The organism is Lysinibacillus sp. RS11, assembly GCF_042019215.1.
GTDB lineage: Bacteria > Bacillota > Bacilli > Bacillales_A > Planococcaceae > Lysinibacillus > Lysinibacillus xylanilyticus_A.
Genome location: NZ_CP168124.1, coordinates 2879836 through 2895627, shown reverse-complemented (window position 1 = coordinate 2895627; position 15792 = coordinate 2879836). Strand labels below are relative to the sequence as shown.

General features: G+C 42.1%; 16 protein-coding genes. All 16 read left to right on the top strand.

The window, feature by feature from the left end; all coding sequences use genetic code 11:
* Positions 1–12: 12 nt before the first annotated feature.
* The gene (locus AB9L17_RS14890; RefSeq protein ID WP_375199341.1) at positions 13–936 is read left to right on the top strand and encodes a sirohydrochlorin chelatase; all 924 of its coding nucleotides are present in this window, start codon (positions 13–15) and stop codon (positions 934–936) included.
* The gene (gene cobK, locus AB9L17_RS14885) at positions 933–1694 is read left to right on the top strand and encodes a precorrin-6A reductase (protein ID WP_068984706.1); all 762 of its coding nucleotides are present in this window, start codon (positions 933–935) and stop codon (positions 1692–1694) included. Before AB9L17_RS14890 ends, cobK begins: the two co-directional genes overlap by 4 nt.
* A gap of 12 nt (positions 1695–1706) precedes the next feature.
* Positions 1707–2366, top strand: a complete 660-nt coding sequence (locus AB9L17_RS14880; RefSeq protein WP_053483787.1) for a precorrin-8X methylmutase — start codon at positions 1707–1709, stop codon at positions 2364–2366.
* Positions 2366–3499: a cobalt-precorrin-5B (C(1))-methyltransferase gene (locus AB9L17_RS14875; RefSeq protein ID WP_375199340.1), complete on the top strand. Its 1134-nt coding sequence runs from the start codon at positions 2366–2368 to the stop codon at positions 3497–3499. Before AB9L17_RS14880 ends, AB9L17_RS14875 begins: the two co-directional genes overlap by 1 nt.
* Complete coding sequence (gene cbiE, locus AB9L17_RS14870) at positions 3456–4676, top strand: precorrin-6y C5,15-methyltransferase (decarboxylating) subunit CbiE (RefSeq protein ID WP_375199339.1); 1221 nt, start codon at positions 3456–3458, stop codon at positions 4674–4676. Before AB9L17_RS14875 ends, cbiE begins: the two co-directional genes overlap by 44 nt.
* Entirely contained in the window at positions 4669–5376 is a 708-nt protein-coding gene (cobI, locus tag AB9L17_RS14865; protein ID WP_223553325.1) for a precorrin-2 C(20)-methyltransferase, read from the top strand. Before cbiE ends, cobI begins: the two co-directional genes overlap by 8 nt.
* On the top strand, positions 5376–6161 hold the full coding sequence (gene cobM / locus AB9L17_RS14860; protein ID WP_223553324.1) for a precorrin-4 C(11)-methyltransferase: 786 nt from the start codon (positions 5376–5378) through the stop codon (positions 6159–6161). Before cobI ends, cobM begins: the two co-directional genes overlap by 1 nt.
* A complete protein-coding gene (locus tag AB9L17_RS14855) occupies positions 6154–7275 on the top strand; it encodes a cobalt-precorrin 5A hydrolase (RefSeq protein WP_068984702.1) in 1122 nt (373 codons plus the stop codon). Before cobM ends, AB9L17_RS14855 begins: the two co-directional genes overlap by 8 nt.
* An 11-nt stretch (positions 7276–7286) precedes the next feature.
* Entirely contained in the window at positions 7287–8654 is a 1368-nt protein-coding gene (locus tag AB9L17_RS14850) for a cobyrinate a,c-diamide synthase (protein ID WP_375199338.1), read from the top strand.
* A complete protein-coding gene (locus AB9L17_RS14845; RefSeq protein WP_375199337.1) occupies positions 8647–9285 on the top strand; it encodes a precorrin-2 dehydrogenase/sirohydrochlorin ferrochelatase family protein in 639 nt (212 codons plus the stop codon). The genes AB9L17_RS14850 and AB9L17_RS14845 overlap by 8 nt, the downstream gene beginning before the upstream one ends.
* Complete coding sequence (gene cobA / locus AB9L17_RS14840) at positions 9282–10049, top strand: uroporphyrinogen-III C-methyltransferase (protein WP_375199336.1); 768 nt, start codon at positions 9282–9284, stop codon at positions 10047–10049. Before AB9L17_RS14845 ends, cobA begins: the two co-directional genes overlap by 4 nt.
* A 39-nt stretch (positions 10050–10088) precedes the next feature.
* On the top strand, positions 10089–10649 hold the full coding sequence (locus tag AB9L17_RS14835; RefSeq protein WP_375199335.1) for a nitroreductase family protein: 561 nt from the start codon (positions 10089–10091) through the stop codon (positions 10647–10649).
* Between the two features lie 14 nt (positions 10650–10663).
* Positions 10664–11200: a cob(I)yrinic acid a,c-diamide adenosyltransferase gene (locus AB9L17_RS14830; RefSeq protein WP_068984697.1), complete on the top strand. Its 537-nt coding sequence runs from the start codon at positions 10664–10666 to the stop codon at positions 11198–11200.
* Positions 11201–12240: 1040 nt separating this feature from the next.
* A complete protein-coding gene (locus AB9L17_RS14825; RefSeq protein WP_375199334.1) occupies positions 12241–13740 on the top strand; it encodes a cobyric acid synthase in 1500 nt (499 codons plus the stop codon).
* Entirely contained in the window at positions 13737–14573 is an 837-nt protein-coding gene (locus tag AB9L17_RS14820) for a class I SAM-dependent methyltransferase (protein ID WP_375199333.1), read from the top strand. The genes AB9L17_RS14825 and AB9L17_RS14820 overlap by 4 nt, the downstream gene beginning before the upstream one ends.
* A 95-nt stretch (positions 14574–14668) precedes the next feature.
* Complete coding sequence (gene rnz, locus AB9L17_RS14815; protein ID WP_068984693.1) at positions 14669–15601, top strand: ribonuclease Z; 933 nt, start codon at positions 14669–14671, stop codon at positions 15599–15601.
* Positions 15602–15792: the final 191 nt, after the last annotated feature.

Below are 15792 nucleotides of genomic sequence, written 5' to 3'. Positions count from 1 at the left end.
GGAGTAATGAGGATGAAAGCAATTTTATTTGTTGGCCATGGGAGCCGTTTAGCAGCAGGAAATGATGAGGTACGTACATTTATCGAGCAAATGACACCTCGTATTGATGATAGTTTTTTAGTAGAAACATGTTTTTTAGAGTTTGCCTCGCCAAACATTGAAGAAGGTATTACGAATTGTGTCAAGAAGGGCGCTACTGAGGTACATGTTATTCCGATTATTCTGCTTCATGCGGGACATTCAAAACTGCATATTCCTGCAGAAATCGAGCATGCGCGTGAGCATTATCCAAATATTACATTCACATATGGCCAAACTATTGGTGTGCATGAAGAAATATTTGCGATTCTAGAAGACCGCCTAACAGAGATTGGCTTTAATGCGGAAGAAGAACATAAGGATACTGCCATTTTATTAATTGCACGAGGCGGCAGTGACCCATATGCGAATGGTGATTTTTATAAAATTACACGTTTGCTATGGGAAAAACTACCTGTACAGTACGTAGAAAGCGCCTTTATGGGAGTAACAGATCCTCGTGTTGAAGAAGGCATTGAGCGCTGTGTAAAACTTGGTGCTAAAAAAATTATTATGCTACCGTACTTTTTATTCACAGGTATCCTAATGGAACGCATGAATGGTATGTGCAAGCAATTTAACGAGAAATATCCGGATTGTGATATTCAAATCGCTAACTATTTTGGCTATCATGAGCGTTTGCAAAATGTGTTATTAGAGCGTATTGAGCAAGCTGTGAATGGTACATCAACAGGTATGCAAGATTTAGAAAACTATCGTGCTTATGCGGCGGTACATGGACATGCGCATCATCATCACCATCATGACCACGATCATGGGCACGACCACCATCACCACGATGATCACGACCATGACCATCATCACGACCACCACCATGAAGAGGAGCCAGTGAAATGATTTTCATGTTAGCGGGGACGAGTGATGCAAGGAATTTAGCACTAGAATTACAGTCAGCAGGTTATGTTGTGACAGCTACAGTCGTTACTGAATCAGCCGCTTCAAGCCTTGCAGAAGTGGGTCTGCCTCATTTAGTCGGTCGATTAACAGCTGAAGAAATGGCGACAATCATCACAGAGCAAGGGTATCGTTTAGTTGTAGATGCCTCTCATCCATTTGCTGAGGAAGCTTCAAAAAATGCTATGGCTGCAGCTGAGCAAGCAAATGTACCATATATTCGCTATGAACGAGCACAGGAGCATTATTCACACCCACTAATTACGGTTGTGAAAGATTATGAGGAGGCTGCTCACTTAGCAGCGGAAAAACGTGGTGTCATCATGTTAACGACGGGCAGTAAAACACTTGCAACATTTACAAAAGTATTACATGGCTTAGACAATACACGAGTAATTGCGCGTATGCTTCCTCGACTCGATAATATGGAAAAATGTGAAGCACTTGGTGTGGCACAAAGAGATATCGTTGCGATACAAGGTCCGTTTTCAAAGGAATTAAACGAAGCGCTTTTCCGTCAATATGATGTGACATTGATGATCACAAAAGAAAGCGGCAAGGTTGGTTCTGTGGATGAAAAGCTAGATGCTGCCCTAGCATGTGGCATTGAAACGATTTTAATTGCAAGACCAAATATAAAATACGGACAGCAATACTCTACATTTGAAGATGTATTACAAGCTGTACAAAACACACTTTAGGAGGCAATCCAGATGGACTTTAAAACAGATTTCAAACCATTAACAGTAGACCCAGATAAAATTTACGATTACAGTTTTTCAATTATTGCAGAGGAAATGGGCGAACATAATTTCTCAGAAGACGAGTGGAAAGTAGTACGTCGCATCATTCATGCTTCTGCTGACTTTGAACTAGGACGTAGCGTAATTATTACACCAGGTGCGCTTGAAGCTGGTATTAAATCAATTCTTGCTGGTCGCCATGTCATTGCAGATGTGCAAATGATTGAAAGTGGTTCAGGGAAAAAACGCTTCCAAAAACATGGTGGCGATTTACACTGCTATATTGCAGATGAAGACGTGTCGATTGAAGCGAAAAAACAAAACACTACGCGTGCGATTATTTCTATGCAAAAGGCAGCTAAATTACATGAAGGCGGCATTTATGCAATCGGTAATGCACCGACAGCATTGCTGGAATTAATTCGTTTAATTAAAGAAGGCTTAGCGAAACCAGATTTAATTATCGGTATGCCAGTTGGTTTCGTTTCTGCTGCTGAGTCGAAAGAAGAGTTATTAAAACTAGAAGGTATTCCGTATATTACAAATGTTGGTCGTAAAGGCGGTAGTACAGTGACGGTTGCCGCATTGAATGCTGTTTCACTTTTAGCGGATGAACAGGCGAAAAAATAATGGAGCGGAAGCCTAAAAAGGATCCCAAGGACATGCGTCACGGTTATACAACGGGAGCCTGTGCAACTGCAGTAACGAAGGCTGCATTACTGGCCTTAATTACAAATGAAGAGCAAGAAACAAGTACAATTCATTTGCCGATTGGGCGAGATGCAACCTTTACGATAGAAAAATGTACATTTAAAAATAATGCTGTAAGTTGTGAAACGATTAAAGATGCTGGTGATGACCCTGATGCAACACATAAGGCACTTATTATTGGTACAGTGAGCTGGGCTGATACACCTGGCATTCATTTAGACGGAGGGATTGGTGTCGGGCGCGTAACAAAGCCCGGCTTACCAGTGCCTGTTGGAGAAGCAGCGATTAATCCTGTGCCAAGGAAGATGATTCATAGTACTGTACAGGGTGTGCTTAACGATTTTGAAATTGACAGAGGCGTCAATGTAGTGATTTCAGTACCTGAAGGTGAGGAAATTGCAAAGAAAACGTTAAATGGGCGACTTGGTATTATTGGAGGCATCTCCATTTTAGGCACAAGGGGAACCGTCGTGCCTTTTTCGAGTTCCGCTTATATGGCAAGTATCGTTCAAGCTATTAGTGTTGCAAAGGCAGCTGGCTGTGAGCATTTAGTCGTGACTACTGGTGGACGCAGTGAAAAATTTGGGATGGCACAGTACCCTCATTTGCCAGAGGAAGCGTTTATAGAGATGGGCGACTTTGTTGGCTTTACATTAAAACATTGTAAACGACTTGGTATTAAAGAAGTATCACTAGTTGGTATGATGGGTAAGTTTTCAAAGGTTGCTCAAGGTGTGATGATGGTGCATTCCAAAAGTGCTCCGATTGATTTTAACTCTTTAGCACAATTGGCAGTGGATATAGGTGCAGACGAAGAGACAGTAGCTGAGGTACGAGAGGCAAATACTGCTTCACAAGTCGGCGAAATTATGGCAGAGAAGGGCTATGATGCATTCTTTCACCATTTATGTGAGGCTTGTTGCTATTCTTCATTACATCATGTTAGAGGCGGTTTAACGCTTTCCACATCGATCTATTCGATGCAGGGACAATTATTAGGAAGGGCTGATGACATTGCATCGATCGATGAAATTGATTGGGATCGGGGATAACGGACAAGAAAGCTTGCTACCACAATATGTACAGTGGATTGAAGACTGTGAGGTGCTTGTTGGCGGTGAGCGTGTTCTAGAATTTTTCCCGAGCTTTACTGGAGAAAAAATAATAATCAAAGGTGGTCTTTCAACGCTTGTTGAAAGATTATCTACAGAAACAAGAAACACCGTTATTCTAGCGTCAGGTGATCCGCTATTTTATGGAATCGGTGGTTATTTAGCGAAAAAGCTAAACGTTGAAGTTTATCCATATATGAGCTCGGTACAGCTTGCCTTTTCGAAGATGGGAGAAAGCTGGCAGGACGCTTATGTAACAAGTATTCATGGGCGCTCTATGAAAGGCTTAGCACAGCGTATTGATGGCAAAAAGAAAGTGGCGCTTCTAACAGATGCTGAAAATAACCCGAATGCACTAGCACGCTATTTAAAGCATTTTGGCATGACAGAATACAGTGCATTTGTGGCAGAAAATTTACAGGGCATTAATGAAAAATTTGGCTCGTATTCTCTTGATGAATTAGAGACTACAGACTTTTCTCCTTTAAATGTCGTGATTTTAAAACAATCATTAGAACCAAAACGCTATACACTCGGGATTGATGATGAAGAATTCTCACAGCGTAAGCCAGATAAAGGGCTTATTACGAAAAAAGAAATTCGTGTCTTAAGTTTACAAGCAATGCAGCTACAAAAGGATAGTATTGTATGGGATGTCGGTACATGTACGGGATCTATGGCGATTGAGGCTGGTAAGCTTGCGCCAGAAGGTCAAGTTTTTGCGGTAGAGAAAAATGCACCTGATTTAGAAAATTGCCTGCAAAATCAGCAAAAGTTTCGTGTTGATATAACCGCTATTCATAGTAAAGCACCTGCAGGACTTGAAAACTTCCCTGATCCGGATGCGATTTTTATCGGTGGAACAGGAGGCGAAATGGTGGAGCTATTGCAATTATGCTGTACCCGCTTAAAGCCAAAAGGTCGCATTGTCTTAAATGCTGCAACAATTGAAAATTTATATAAGGCAGTCGAAGCGTTTAAAGCTTGTGGCTTTGCTGTTGACATCTTACAGGCACAGCTTGCGCGCAGTAAACCAATTTTAGATATGACACGTTTTGTCCCATTAAATCCGATTTATATTATTTCTGCATATCGAAAGGAAGAAAATCATGAGTAATCTTGGTATTTTATATGGCTTGGGCGTAGGTCCTGGCGATCCAGAATTAATTACAGTTAAGGCATTCCGCGTTATTCAGGAGTCGCCAGTTATTGCGTATCCAAAAAAATTAAAAGGCAGTAAAAGCTATGCACATCGTATTGTAGATGTTTACATTAATCCAGAAGAAAAGGATATGCTTGGCCTAGTATTCCCAATGACAAAGGATGAGGCTGTATTAGAACGTGAATGGACAAAATCTGTTGAACTTGTCTATAGCAAATTAAAAGAAGGCAAAGATGTCGCATTCGTAACAGAAGGAGATCCACTATTATATAGTACGTTTATCCATATGATGAAGCTTATGCAGGACATGCACCCAGAGGTTGAAATCCAAACAGTACCAGGAATTTCTTCGTTCAATGGTTCGGCATCGCGTTTAGGGATTGCGCTCGCAGATGGTGATGACCGTGTTGCCATCGTACCTGCCTATGATAACTATGATGCAATGCGTGAAGCGATTGAAAGTCACGATGCGGTGGTATTCATAAAAGTGGCGAAGGTGATTGATTTAATGTTAGAGGTGTTACGTGATTTAGATCTACTTGATAAGGCATCTGTCGTAACGAAGGTCACATCTGACGAGGAGATTATTTGGGATGTACGCGAGCTAGACGGTGTCGATTTAGAATACTTAACATTAATGGTGGTGCGAAAATAATGAAGAAAATATATATTGTCGGCGCTGGTCCTGGCGATCCGGATTTAATTACAGTAAAAGGTTTACATATGCTACAAACAGCGGATGTTGTCATGTATACAGATTCGTTAGTAAATGAAGATCTTATTGCCAAAGCAAGGCCAGATGCGGAAGTTATTCGCACAGCGGGTATGCATTTAGAGGAAATGGTAGCCGTAATGGCAGACCGTGTCAATGCAGGTAAAGTAGTGGCTCGTATGCATACAGGAGATCCTGCTATGTATGGTGCCATCATGGAACAGGTTGCATTATTAAAAAAAGAAGGCATTGGCTACGAGGTCATTCCTGGTGTTAGCTCTGTCTTCGCTTCGGCGGCAGCAATTGGGGCAGAATTAACGATCCCTGACTTAACGCAAACACTTATTTTAACGCGTGCAGAAGGGCGTACACCTGTGCCAGAATTCGAAAAACTACGCGATTTAGCAAGTCACCATTGTACAATTGCCTTATTCCTAAGTGCAACGCTAACGAAGAAAATCGTAAAAGAATTGCAGAGTGCAGGCTGGGCTGATGATACACCTGTAGCGGTTATTCAAAGAGCTTCTTGGCCAGATCAAAAAATCGTACGTACTACGTTGGTTGAGCTAGATGAAGCAATGCGTGTGAACGGTATTCGTAAGCATGCGATGATTTTAGCTGGTTGGGCATTAGATCCGACTATTCATGATAAGGATCAATATCGTTCGAAGTTATATGATGCTACCTTTACACATGGTTTTAGAAAAGGTGTGAAGACAAGTGATTGAGTTACAAGAAGGTATTTTACCAGCAGTTGAGCAACGAAATGCTTATGCTGTTGTAGCCATCACCAAACATGGTGTTCAACTCGGACGCCGCTTGCAGCAAACTTTTGCTGCGAGCGATTTATATTATATGAGTAAATTTGAACAGGGCGATGAAGCGGAAAAGCATATTCAAATGTTTACAGGGACTGTGCGTTTGCTACTGCCAACCTTGTTTAAGCAATATAAAGGTTTAATTTTAATCATTTCACTCGGTGCAGTTGTACGCATGATTGCACCGATATTAAAGGATAAGAAAACAGATCCTGGCGTTGTTGTCATTGACGACCGAGGTGAAAATGTGATTAGCGTGTTATCTGGACATTTAGGTGGTGCCAATGAGCTGACACATGAAGTGGCCGCAGCACTTGGAGCCAATCCAATAATTACAACAGCTTCAGATGTGCAAAAGACAATCCCTGTTGATTTATTTGGCGCACGATTTGGCTGGGTATGGGATAGTGCCGATAAACTAACACCAGTTAGTGCCTCTGTTGTCAATGAGGAGCATGTCGCAATCGTACAGGAAACGGGTGAACGCGACTGGTGGATGCGTGACACACCAATGCCTGAGCAAATTAAAGTCTATCCGTCAACGTATGCTGCGATTGAAGCTAAACCACATGCGACATTGCTTATTACAGATCGCATAATAGAACCTGAAGAAGAAGTACTTCTTGAAAATGGTGTCATTTATCGACCAAAATCGGTTGTGCTTGGCATGGGCTGTAATCGTGGGACATCTGTGGAAGAAATTGAACAGGTCATTGATGACACACTTGCAGAGCTTAAACTTTCGAAAAAAAGTGTCAAGGCACTATGTACAATCGATTTGAAGAAAGATGAGCAATGCTTCCTTGAGATAACAAAGAGATATGATTGGGAATTTGTAACATATTCACCTACTGAATTAAATGAAATCGATTTTCCAACACCTTCAGAGACGGTCTTTCAATATACAGGTGCATATGGAGTGAGTGAGCCTGCAGCGATGCGTTATGCGCAGGTGGAGTCGCTTGTGTTACAGAAGAAAAAATCGGGCAATGCTACGATTTCTGTTGCTAGATTAACATTTTAAGGAGGAAGCCTATGCAAACAAATCGCTTTGTACTTGCTGGTACTGGCAGTGGAGTTGGTAAAACGACTTTTACCATTGGACTCATGAAAGCATTACAAGAAAAGGGCAAGACTGTGCAGGGCTTTAAATGTGGTCCCGATTATATTGATCCAACGTATCATACTGCCGTAACAGGACGGGTATCGCGCAATATCGATAGCTGGATGTTTTCACATGAAGCCGTGCGTGATATTGTTGCGCGCGCAAGCGTTGATGCGGATGTTTCAATTATTGAAGGCGTTATGGGCTTTTATGATGGTAAAAGTCCATTATCTGATGAAGGTTCTGCAGCGGACATTAGTGTAGTAACAGAGAGCCCTGTTATTTTAATTGTCAATTGTGCAAGTATGGCACGAAGTGTAGCAGCGGTTGTGAAAGGCTTCCAATTGTTGTCTGATAAGCCGAATATCGTTGGTGTTATTGCCAATCAGGTCGGTAGTGTCGGACATTATGAAATTGCGAAAGCTGCCATTGAGCAGGAATGTGGAATCCCTGTTATCGGATACTTGAAGCGTGAGGTAGGGATTGATATTCCTAGTCGTCATTTAGGATTAGTGCCTGCGATTGAACGAGGAGAACTCGATACATTTTTTGAAAAGCTAGGCTCATTAATGGCAGAGACGATTGATTTAGATCAATTACTTGCATTAACAAAGGCTCCTGTTTTACAAGAATCAGGGCAACTATTTGTGGAAGAACCCTCTCAAAATATCTGCATTGCTGTAGCAAAGGATGCCGCGTTTAACTTCTATTATGAAGAAAATTTGGCACTGTTACGTGCAAAGGGAGCAACACTGCAATTTTTCTCTCCACTAGCAAATGAACCTGTTCCAGCTGAAGCAGATGGATTGTATATAGGTGGGGGCTTCCCAGAGGAATTTGCTGATATCCTGGCAAAAAATACTGCTGTAAAAAAATCTATTCGTGAAGCAATCGACAAAGGGTTACCAACATTAGCAGAGTGTGGGGGCTATATGTACTTGACGGAGGCTATTACGAATAGTAATGGGGACCGTTATGACATGGTAGGTGTTATTCCAGGTGAAGTAGCAATGCAAACAAAATTAGCAGCCCTTGGTTACCGTGAAATCTTTGGCACACAAGGTAATTTCTTAATTGGTACGGATGAAGAGGCAAAGGGACATGAATTCCACTATTCAAAGTATAGCGGCACACATAACACACCAGCTTACCAAACGAAAGGGCGATTTGGTAACAAACAAGAGGGCTACCAAGCAGGAAATCTAGTGGCTGGCTATACGCATTTTCATTTTGTATCTAACCCAAAACTTGTTGACAACTGGTTAACAGCTTGTAAGAAGGTGAAAAATTATGACTAATTATTTTCCTATTCATATTAATGTTGAATATAAAACGGTAGTAATCGTTGGTGGAGGTCACGTAGCAACACAGAAGGTAGCATCACTGCTTCCGGCTAAAGCAAATATTGTTATAGTAAGTCCAACCCTAGATGATTCATTACTACCTCTTGCTGAATCAGGTCAAATTACATGGCGTGAAAAAGCATTTGAACCACGTGATTTAGATGATGCAATTCTCATCATTGCGGCAACAAATGATACGACAATAAATGAAGCTGTACAAGAAGCAGCACAGCATTGGCAGCTAATCAATCGTACTGATGCACAAGCGGAGAGCGATTTTATAACGCCAGCAACAGTGCGCCGTGGTCCATTAGTGTTAACTGTATCAACGTCAGGTGCCAGTCCATCACTAGCGCGTAAAATCAAAGCGGATCTCGAAGAGCAATTTGATAAGATTTATGATGACTATGTATGCTTCTTGCAGCAGGCACGTTTAATGATTGCTGCTAAGTTTGAGAAAGGTCCACAAAGACGTGCTTTATTACAAGCATTACTTGAACCGAGCTTACTAGAATGGACACGTAGTGGAGAGATTGATAGACGCGAAGCTTATTTACAACAATTACTGATGGGAGAAGCGCGATGAAAGACGGAATAGTGTATTTAGTTGGAGCTGGACCAGGAGATCCAAAGCTCATTACAGTGTACGGGCTAGAATGTATTCAAAAGGCTGATGTCATTGCGTATGATCGTCTTGTGAATCCTAAATTGCTAGAGTTTGCAAAAAAAGATGCTGAGCTTGTGTACTGTGGTAAATTACCTGGTAAGCATCACCTCATTCAAGATGAGATTCATACATTACTTGTCGAAAAAGCACAAGAAGGCAAGATTGTCACACGATTAAAGGGTGGCGATCCATTTGTTTTTGGTCGCGGCGCAGAGGAAGCCGAAATCTTAAAAAATCATGGTATTGCTTATGAAATCGTCCCTGGTATTACTGCAGGAATTGCTGCGCCAGCATATGCAGGTATACCTGTAACACACCGAGACTTTGCGACAAGCTTTGCTCTAGTAACAGGGCATGGTCGTGAGGAAAAAGGACAGGACTTTTTAAATTGGTCTGCACTTGCAACAGGTATTGATACAGTTGCCTTTTATATGAGTGTTGGCAATATTGCTTATATAACTAAAAAGCTCGTCGAAAATGGTCGTAAGCCAACTACCCCAGTAGCAGTGATTGAATGGGGAACAACAGATCAACAACGTACCATTACAGGTCAGCTCGATGAAATAGCCAACATTATTGAACGTGAAGGCTATCATAATCCTTCCATGATTGTTGTGGGTGAAGTAGTAAATGTCCGCGAGAAAATTAAATGGTTTGAAGAGCAGGGACTTGCTTTATCGTAATGAAATGAGGGCAAAGATTTTAACAAAGGAGGAAACATCATGCCAGTAATTGAGGCTTTAAAAAATCGTCGGGCGATTCGCAATTACACGACACAGCCTGTTGAACAAGAGAAAATCAAGAAAATATTACAAGCAGCTACCTATGCTCCAAATGACCGTATGCGCGAGCCTTGGCATTTTTATGTTATTCAAGGCGAAGCGATGAAACGCTATGAGGAAATGGCTAATGCTTATTTACAGGAGCGATTCCCAACAAAGCCAAATTTAGTAGAAAGTTCATTAAAAGTTGTGCAAACGACACCTGTTGCCATTGTTGTTACGGCAGATATGGTGGAAGATGATGCTGATGCGACAGAGGATAATGTCTTTGCTGTATGTAGTGCGATCATGTCGATGTGGCTTGCTGCGGAGGAGCTAGGACTTGGCTTTGTATGGCGTACACGCGGAGTAGGGCTTGTTCATGATGCAAGAATGCATGCATTTATCGGAGCGAATGAATCACAAAAAGTAGTAGGTACTATTTTTATTGGCTATCCAGAAGAGCAGGAGCTTAAAGACAAGAAACGCACACCATTTGAAGAAAAAACAACATGGCTTTAAGGGAGGCTTGAACAATGGCTAGAAAAGGCTTGTTTTTAGTTTATACAGGTGAAGGGAAGGGCAAAACAACAGCTTCTCTAGGTGTCACACTGCGCGCAATTGGTCGAGGTCTAAATGTACGCTATATGCAGTTTATTAAATCACCAGAGCGTACATACGGAGAGCAAATCGCACTTCGTAAGCTTGGCGTAGAAATGGAGCAGATGGGCATTGGCTTCACTTGGACAAAAACACCGGAAGAGCATCGTGCTGCCTTAGCAAAAGCATGGAAGAAAACAAAAGCAGCATTGCAAGACGACAATATTGATTTACTCGTACTAGACGAGCTGAATAATGCACTGGCAATAACAAAATTCCCTATTGATGATGTGCTACCACTAGCCGAAATCATAGAAGCCATTCAACAACGTCCATCGACAATGCATTTAGTAGTTACCGGACGAAGCGCAAATCCAGCACTTATCGCGATGGCAGATTTAGTATCGAACATTGATGCGACAAAGCATTATTATGACGAAGGAATTCCAGCAGTCAAGGGCCTAGAATTCTAAGCAGTTATTAATAAGGAGAATATCCGCGATTCGGGGGGAAATACCCGCGGAGGCAAGGAGAATATCCGCGCATCGGAGGGAAATACCCGCGGAAGCAAGGAGAATATCCGCGTTTCAGGTGGAAATACCCGCGGAAGCGAAGAGAATATCCGCGCTTTAGAGGGAAATACCCGCGGAAGCGAGGAGAATATCCGCGATTCAGGTGGAAATACCCGCGGAAGCGAAGAGAATATCCGCGATTCGGAGGGAAATACCCGCGGAAGCGAAGGGAATATCCGCGCTTGGGGGGGATACCCGCAGAAGCGAAGAGAATATCCGCGATTCGGAGGGAAATACCCGCGGAAGCGAAGAGAATATCCGCGATTCGGAGGGAAATACCCGCGGAAGCGAAGAGAATATCCGCGCTTTAGAGGGAAATACCCGCGAAAGTGAGGAGAATATCCGCGATTCGGGGAGACATACCCGCGGAAGCAAGGAGAATATCCGCGTTTCAGGTGGAAATACCCGCGGAAGCGAAGGGAATATCCGCGATTCGGAGGGAAATACCCGCGGAAGCGAAGGGAATATCCGCGCTTGGGGGGATACCCGCAGAAGCGAAGAGAATATCCGCGATTCGGGGGGAAATACCCGCGGAAGGAAGCGAAGAGAATATCCGCGATTCGGAGGGAAATACCCGCAGAAGCGAAGAGAATATCCGCGCTTGGGGGGATACCCGCAGAAGCGAAGAGAATATCCGCGATTCGGAGGGAAATACCCGCGGAAGTGAAGAGAATATCCGCGCTTTAGAGGGAAATACCCGCGGAAGCGAAGGGAATATCCGCGCTTTGGGGGGGGATACCCGCGGAAGCGAAGAGAATATCCCCGCTTTAGGGGAAATACCCGCGGAGGCAAGGAGAATATCCGCGCTTTAGAGGGAAATACCCGCGAAAGTGAAGAGAATATCCGCGATTCGGAGGGAAATACCCGCGGAAGCGAAGAGAATCCCCGCGCTAAGAAGCTGAGTACCTACGCTTCAACTATAGATACGGAGGAAAAAGACTATGCCAGCAAAATCTATTATGATTCAAGGAACGGCTTCTGATGTTGGGAAAAGTATGATCTGTACTGCGCTGTGCCGTATTTTCTCAGATGATGGGCTAAAGGTAGTACCGTTTAAATCGCAAAATATGGCCTTGAATTCATTTGTAACGCATGATGGTGGAGAAATCGGCCGTGCACAGGGGGTACAAGCAGAGGCGGCACGCGTTGTCGCCACTACGGATATGAATCCTATATTGCTTAAACCGAAGCAGGATATGGTTTCAGAAGTGATTGTTCATGGCAAGCATTTTTTAAATATGGACGCTAAAAGCTATCGTAATCAATTTGTACAAGAAGCGATGCCGATTGTTGGAAAGTCTGTGAGAACTTTACAAAATACATATGATGTCATTGTCCTTGAAGGAGCAGGAAGCCCGGCAGAGATCAATTTAAAGGATCGTGATATTGCAAATATGCGAATGGCCCATTTAGCAGATGCTGCAGTTGTGCTAGTTGCCGATATCGATCGAGGTGGTGTATTTGCATCGATTGTTGGAACACTCGCGTTGCTTGACGATGCAGAACGTGCACGTGTAAAGGGTCTCATCATTAATAAATTTAGAGGAATGCGTGAATTACTCGATGATGGTATTGAATGGGTAGAGCGTGAAACTGGCATTCCTGTACTTGGTGTTGTGCCGTATGTAGAGGTCAATATTGAAGCTGAGGATTCGTTGGCACTCTCTTCATTACGCTTTAAAAAGCCAAAGCCAGGGGAATTCTCTGTGGATGTAGCAATGATTCGCTTGCCACGTATTTCAAATTTTACGGATGTTGATCCATTTTTTGATGAGCCAGAGGTTGGTGTACGATTAATCGGCAATGTCAATGAGCTTGGTACGCCTGACTTACTTATACTACCTGGAACAAAAAGTACAATGGATGATTTAGTATGGTTAAAGGAGCAAGGCTTTGATCAAGCGATAACTAATTTACGTCAACGAGGGACAAAAATTATTGGCATTTGCGGTGGCTTCCAAATGCTCGGTGAAACGTTATTAGACCCTGATGCAGTTGAAGGGAACGGCGATTCTGCACAAGGTCTAGGGTTATTGCCAATGGAAACTGTTTTTGTTGGTGATAAAAAAACGGTTCAAATGACAGGAACAAGAGGACAAGATACGTTTACTGGCTATGAAATTCATCTTGGACGTACAAAGATTTTGCGTAACGAAGTGTCACCATTTTTACAACTTGCAGATGGGCGAGTGGATGGAGCGGTAAGTGCTGATGATCAAGTTATCGGAACATACTTCCATGGCTTATTCCATAATCGCACCTTTACACGACAGCTTGTCAATGACATACGCGTGAAAAAAGGGCTTCATGCTCTACCTAGCGATGTGAAAAGTGACGCAGAACGTAGAGAGGACGCTTACAATATGCTAGCAAAGCATGTGCGCGCGAATCTCGATATGAAAAAAGTATACGAAATCATGAATATAGAGGTATCTGTATGACAAGAAAAGGACCGTTAGCTATTAATTATGAGGCATTATGGCAGGAAGGTATGAAGGACTGGTATGGTCATATGCCCGAAAGAATGGTTAATGATCAGTTAGAGGAGCAATTTTGGGCGCAGTCAATTGCCCGAAAGAAAACGGGACAGACAGATCCTTATGCTGCAAGAATTTTTCAAGAAATAAATAAAAGTATTGAGCCGGAGCACTCTGTATTGGAAATTGGTCCAGGCTGGGGCAATTATACGTTTCCTCTAGCTAATAATGTGCGACAGCTAACTTGTATAGATAGCTCCGAAAGCATCCTTAGCTATTTACAAAATTGCATGCAGGATAAGCAGCATGTGTCTTATATTCATGCGAAATGGGAAAGCCTTGCTGAGAATGAGGTAGAAGCTCATGATATCGTGATTGGGGTCAATTGCTTTTATCGTATGTATGAAATCAAATCAGCACTTTATCATATGAATCGTCTTGCTAAAAAGCGTGCAATTATTGGCATGACAACAGGGCCGATACAGCCCCATTATGAAATTTTATACGAAAAGTATGGCTACGATATTAAATTTCCACGAAGAGATTATATAGAATTTTTAAATTTGCTATATGAGATGGATATTTATGCAGAGTGCAAAATCATCCCATTAGAACGAGTGTATGAATATGAAAGCTATGAGCAGCTTGTAACAACACAAAGTAAAAAAATATTAAATGATACTTTTAATAGAGCACATGTTGAGGAGGCGCTCTTGCCGTTTATTGAGGAAAAGAACGGACGTTATTATTATCGTCATGATTTCCATGCTGCACTCGTATCATGGGAACCAAAATAATATTAAAACCTTTGGAAAGCTAGTCACCAAAGGTTTTTCTTATTGTCAACGATAGGGTACAATAAAGCCATAGAAATAGAAATGAGGTGGCATATGTGCAACTACATTTTTTAGGGACAGGCGCAGGAATGCCTTCAAAGGAACGAAATACAAGTGCCCTGATGGTAAAGCTTTTAGATGAAGTGGGCGAAATGTGGCTTTTTGATTGTGGGGAGGCGACTCAACATCAAATATTGCATACATCGTTAAAGCCACGTAAAGTAACAAAAATATTCATTACACATTTACACGGTGACCATATTTTTGGATTACCTGGTTTTTTAAGCTCTCGTTCATTTCAAGGTGGGGATGAGCCATTAACAATTTTTGGCCCGCAAGGTTTACAGCAATGGATCGAGCAAACCTTTGCCTTGTCAAAGACGCATTTAACATATCCATTACAATTTGTTGAAGTCCATGAAGGTGTAATTTATGAAGATGAACATTTTACTGTAAGCGCAAGTGAATTGCGGCATGTAGTTCCATGCTTTGGGTACCGTATTGAGCAAAAGGATTTGCCTGGTGAGTTATTAATGGGAAAAGCTCAAGCTCTTGGTGTTCCAAAAGGTCCTCTGCTAGGACAATTAAAAAGTGGGAAAGATATTGTACTAGAGGATGGCACCATTGTTCATGCGCAAGATGTTGTTGCTCCGCCGAAAAAAGGCTTTACGCTCACTATTTTAGGAGATACAAAATATTGCGAAGAGGCAATTTTATTAGCCAATGGTGCAGATATCGTTATTCATGAAGCGACTTTTGATGGCACTACGACAGATTTAGCAGCCAGCTACGGACACTCTACAAATCTCGAAGCGGCAAAGGTGGCACAACAAGCAGGAGCAAACTATTTACTTCTGAACCATTTAAGTGCCCGCTTCTTACCTCACGATTTACCACTATTATTAGCAGATGCACAGGAGATTTTCCCACAGACCTACCTAACATCTGATCAATCAGTGTTTACATGGCACAACAATAAATTATCCTAGAATAACATTATTGATAAGGGAGAACCTTTTAGATGATTCGTCATTTAAAAGGTTCTTTTCTTTAAATTAGCACTTTAAGACTAGTGGGATTTCATTCGTTAATTATTTATATTTTGTTAAAAACGTCTTATATATGTTACGCTATTGTCTTTATTTCTCTTTTGAAAAGTTGTTTGTTTTATAGTCTTTTT

Excerpts from the sequence above, each read along its gene's own strand:
- AB9L17_RS14890 (WP_375199341.1), top strand. The coding sequence starts at position 13 with ATGAAAGCAATTTTATTTGTTGGCCATGGGAGCCGTTTAGCAGCAGGA.
- cobK (WP_068984706.1), top strand. The coding sequence starts at position 933 with ATGATTTTCATGTTAGCGGGGACGAGTGATGCAAGGAATTTAGCACTA.
- AB9L17_RS14880 (WP_053483787.1), top strand. The coding sequence starts at position 1,707 with ATGGACTTTAAAACAGATTTCAAACCATTAACAGTAGACCCAGATAAA.
- AB9L17_RS14875 (WP_375199340.1), top strand. The coding sequence starts at position 2,366 with ATGGAGCGGAAGCCTAAAAAGGATCCCAAGGACATGCGTCACGGTTAT.
- cbiE (WP_375199339.1), top strand. The coding sequence starts at position 3,456 with ATGACATTGCATCGATCGATGAAATTGATTGGGATCGGGGATAACGGA.
- cobI (WP_223553325.1), top strand. The coding sequence starts at position 4,669 with ATGAGTAATCTTGGTATTTTATATGGCTTGGGCGTAGGTCCTGGCGAT.
- cobM (WP_223553324.1), top strand. The coding sequence starts at position 5,376 with ATGAAGAAAATATATATTGTCGGCGCTGGTCCTGGCGATCCGGATTTA.
- AB9L17_RS14850 (WP_375199338.1), top strand. The coding sequence starts at position 7,287 with ATGCAAACAAATCGCTTTGTACTTGCTGGTACTGGCAGTGGAGTTGGT.
- AB9L17_RS14845 (WP_375199337.1), top strand. The coding sequence starts at position 8,647 with ATGACTAATTATTTTCCTATTCATATTAATGTTGAATATAAAACGGTA.
- cobA (WP_375199336.1), top strand. The coding sequence starts at position 9,282 with ATGAAAGACGGAATAGTGTATTTAGTTGGAGCTGGACCAGGAGATCCA.
- AB9L17_RS14835 (WP_375199335.1), top strand. The coding sequence starts at position 10,089 with ATGCCAGTAATTGAGGCTTTAAAAAATCGTCGGGCGATTCGCAATTAC.
- AB9L17_RS14830 (WP_068984697.1), top strand. The coding sequence starts at position 10,664 with ATGGCTAGAAAAGGCTTGTTTTTAGTTTATACAGGTGAAGGGAAGGGC.
- AB9L17_RS14825 (WP_375199334.1), top strand. The coding sequence starts at position 12,241 with ATGCCAGCAAAATCTATTATGATTCAAGGAACGGCTTCTGATGTTGGG.
- AB9L17_RS14820 (WP_375199333.1), top strand. The coding sequence starts at position 13,737 with ATGACAAGAAAAGGACCGTTAGCTATTAATTATGAGGCATTATGGCAG.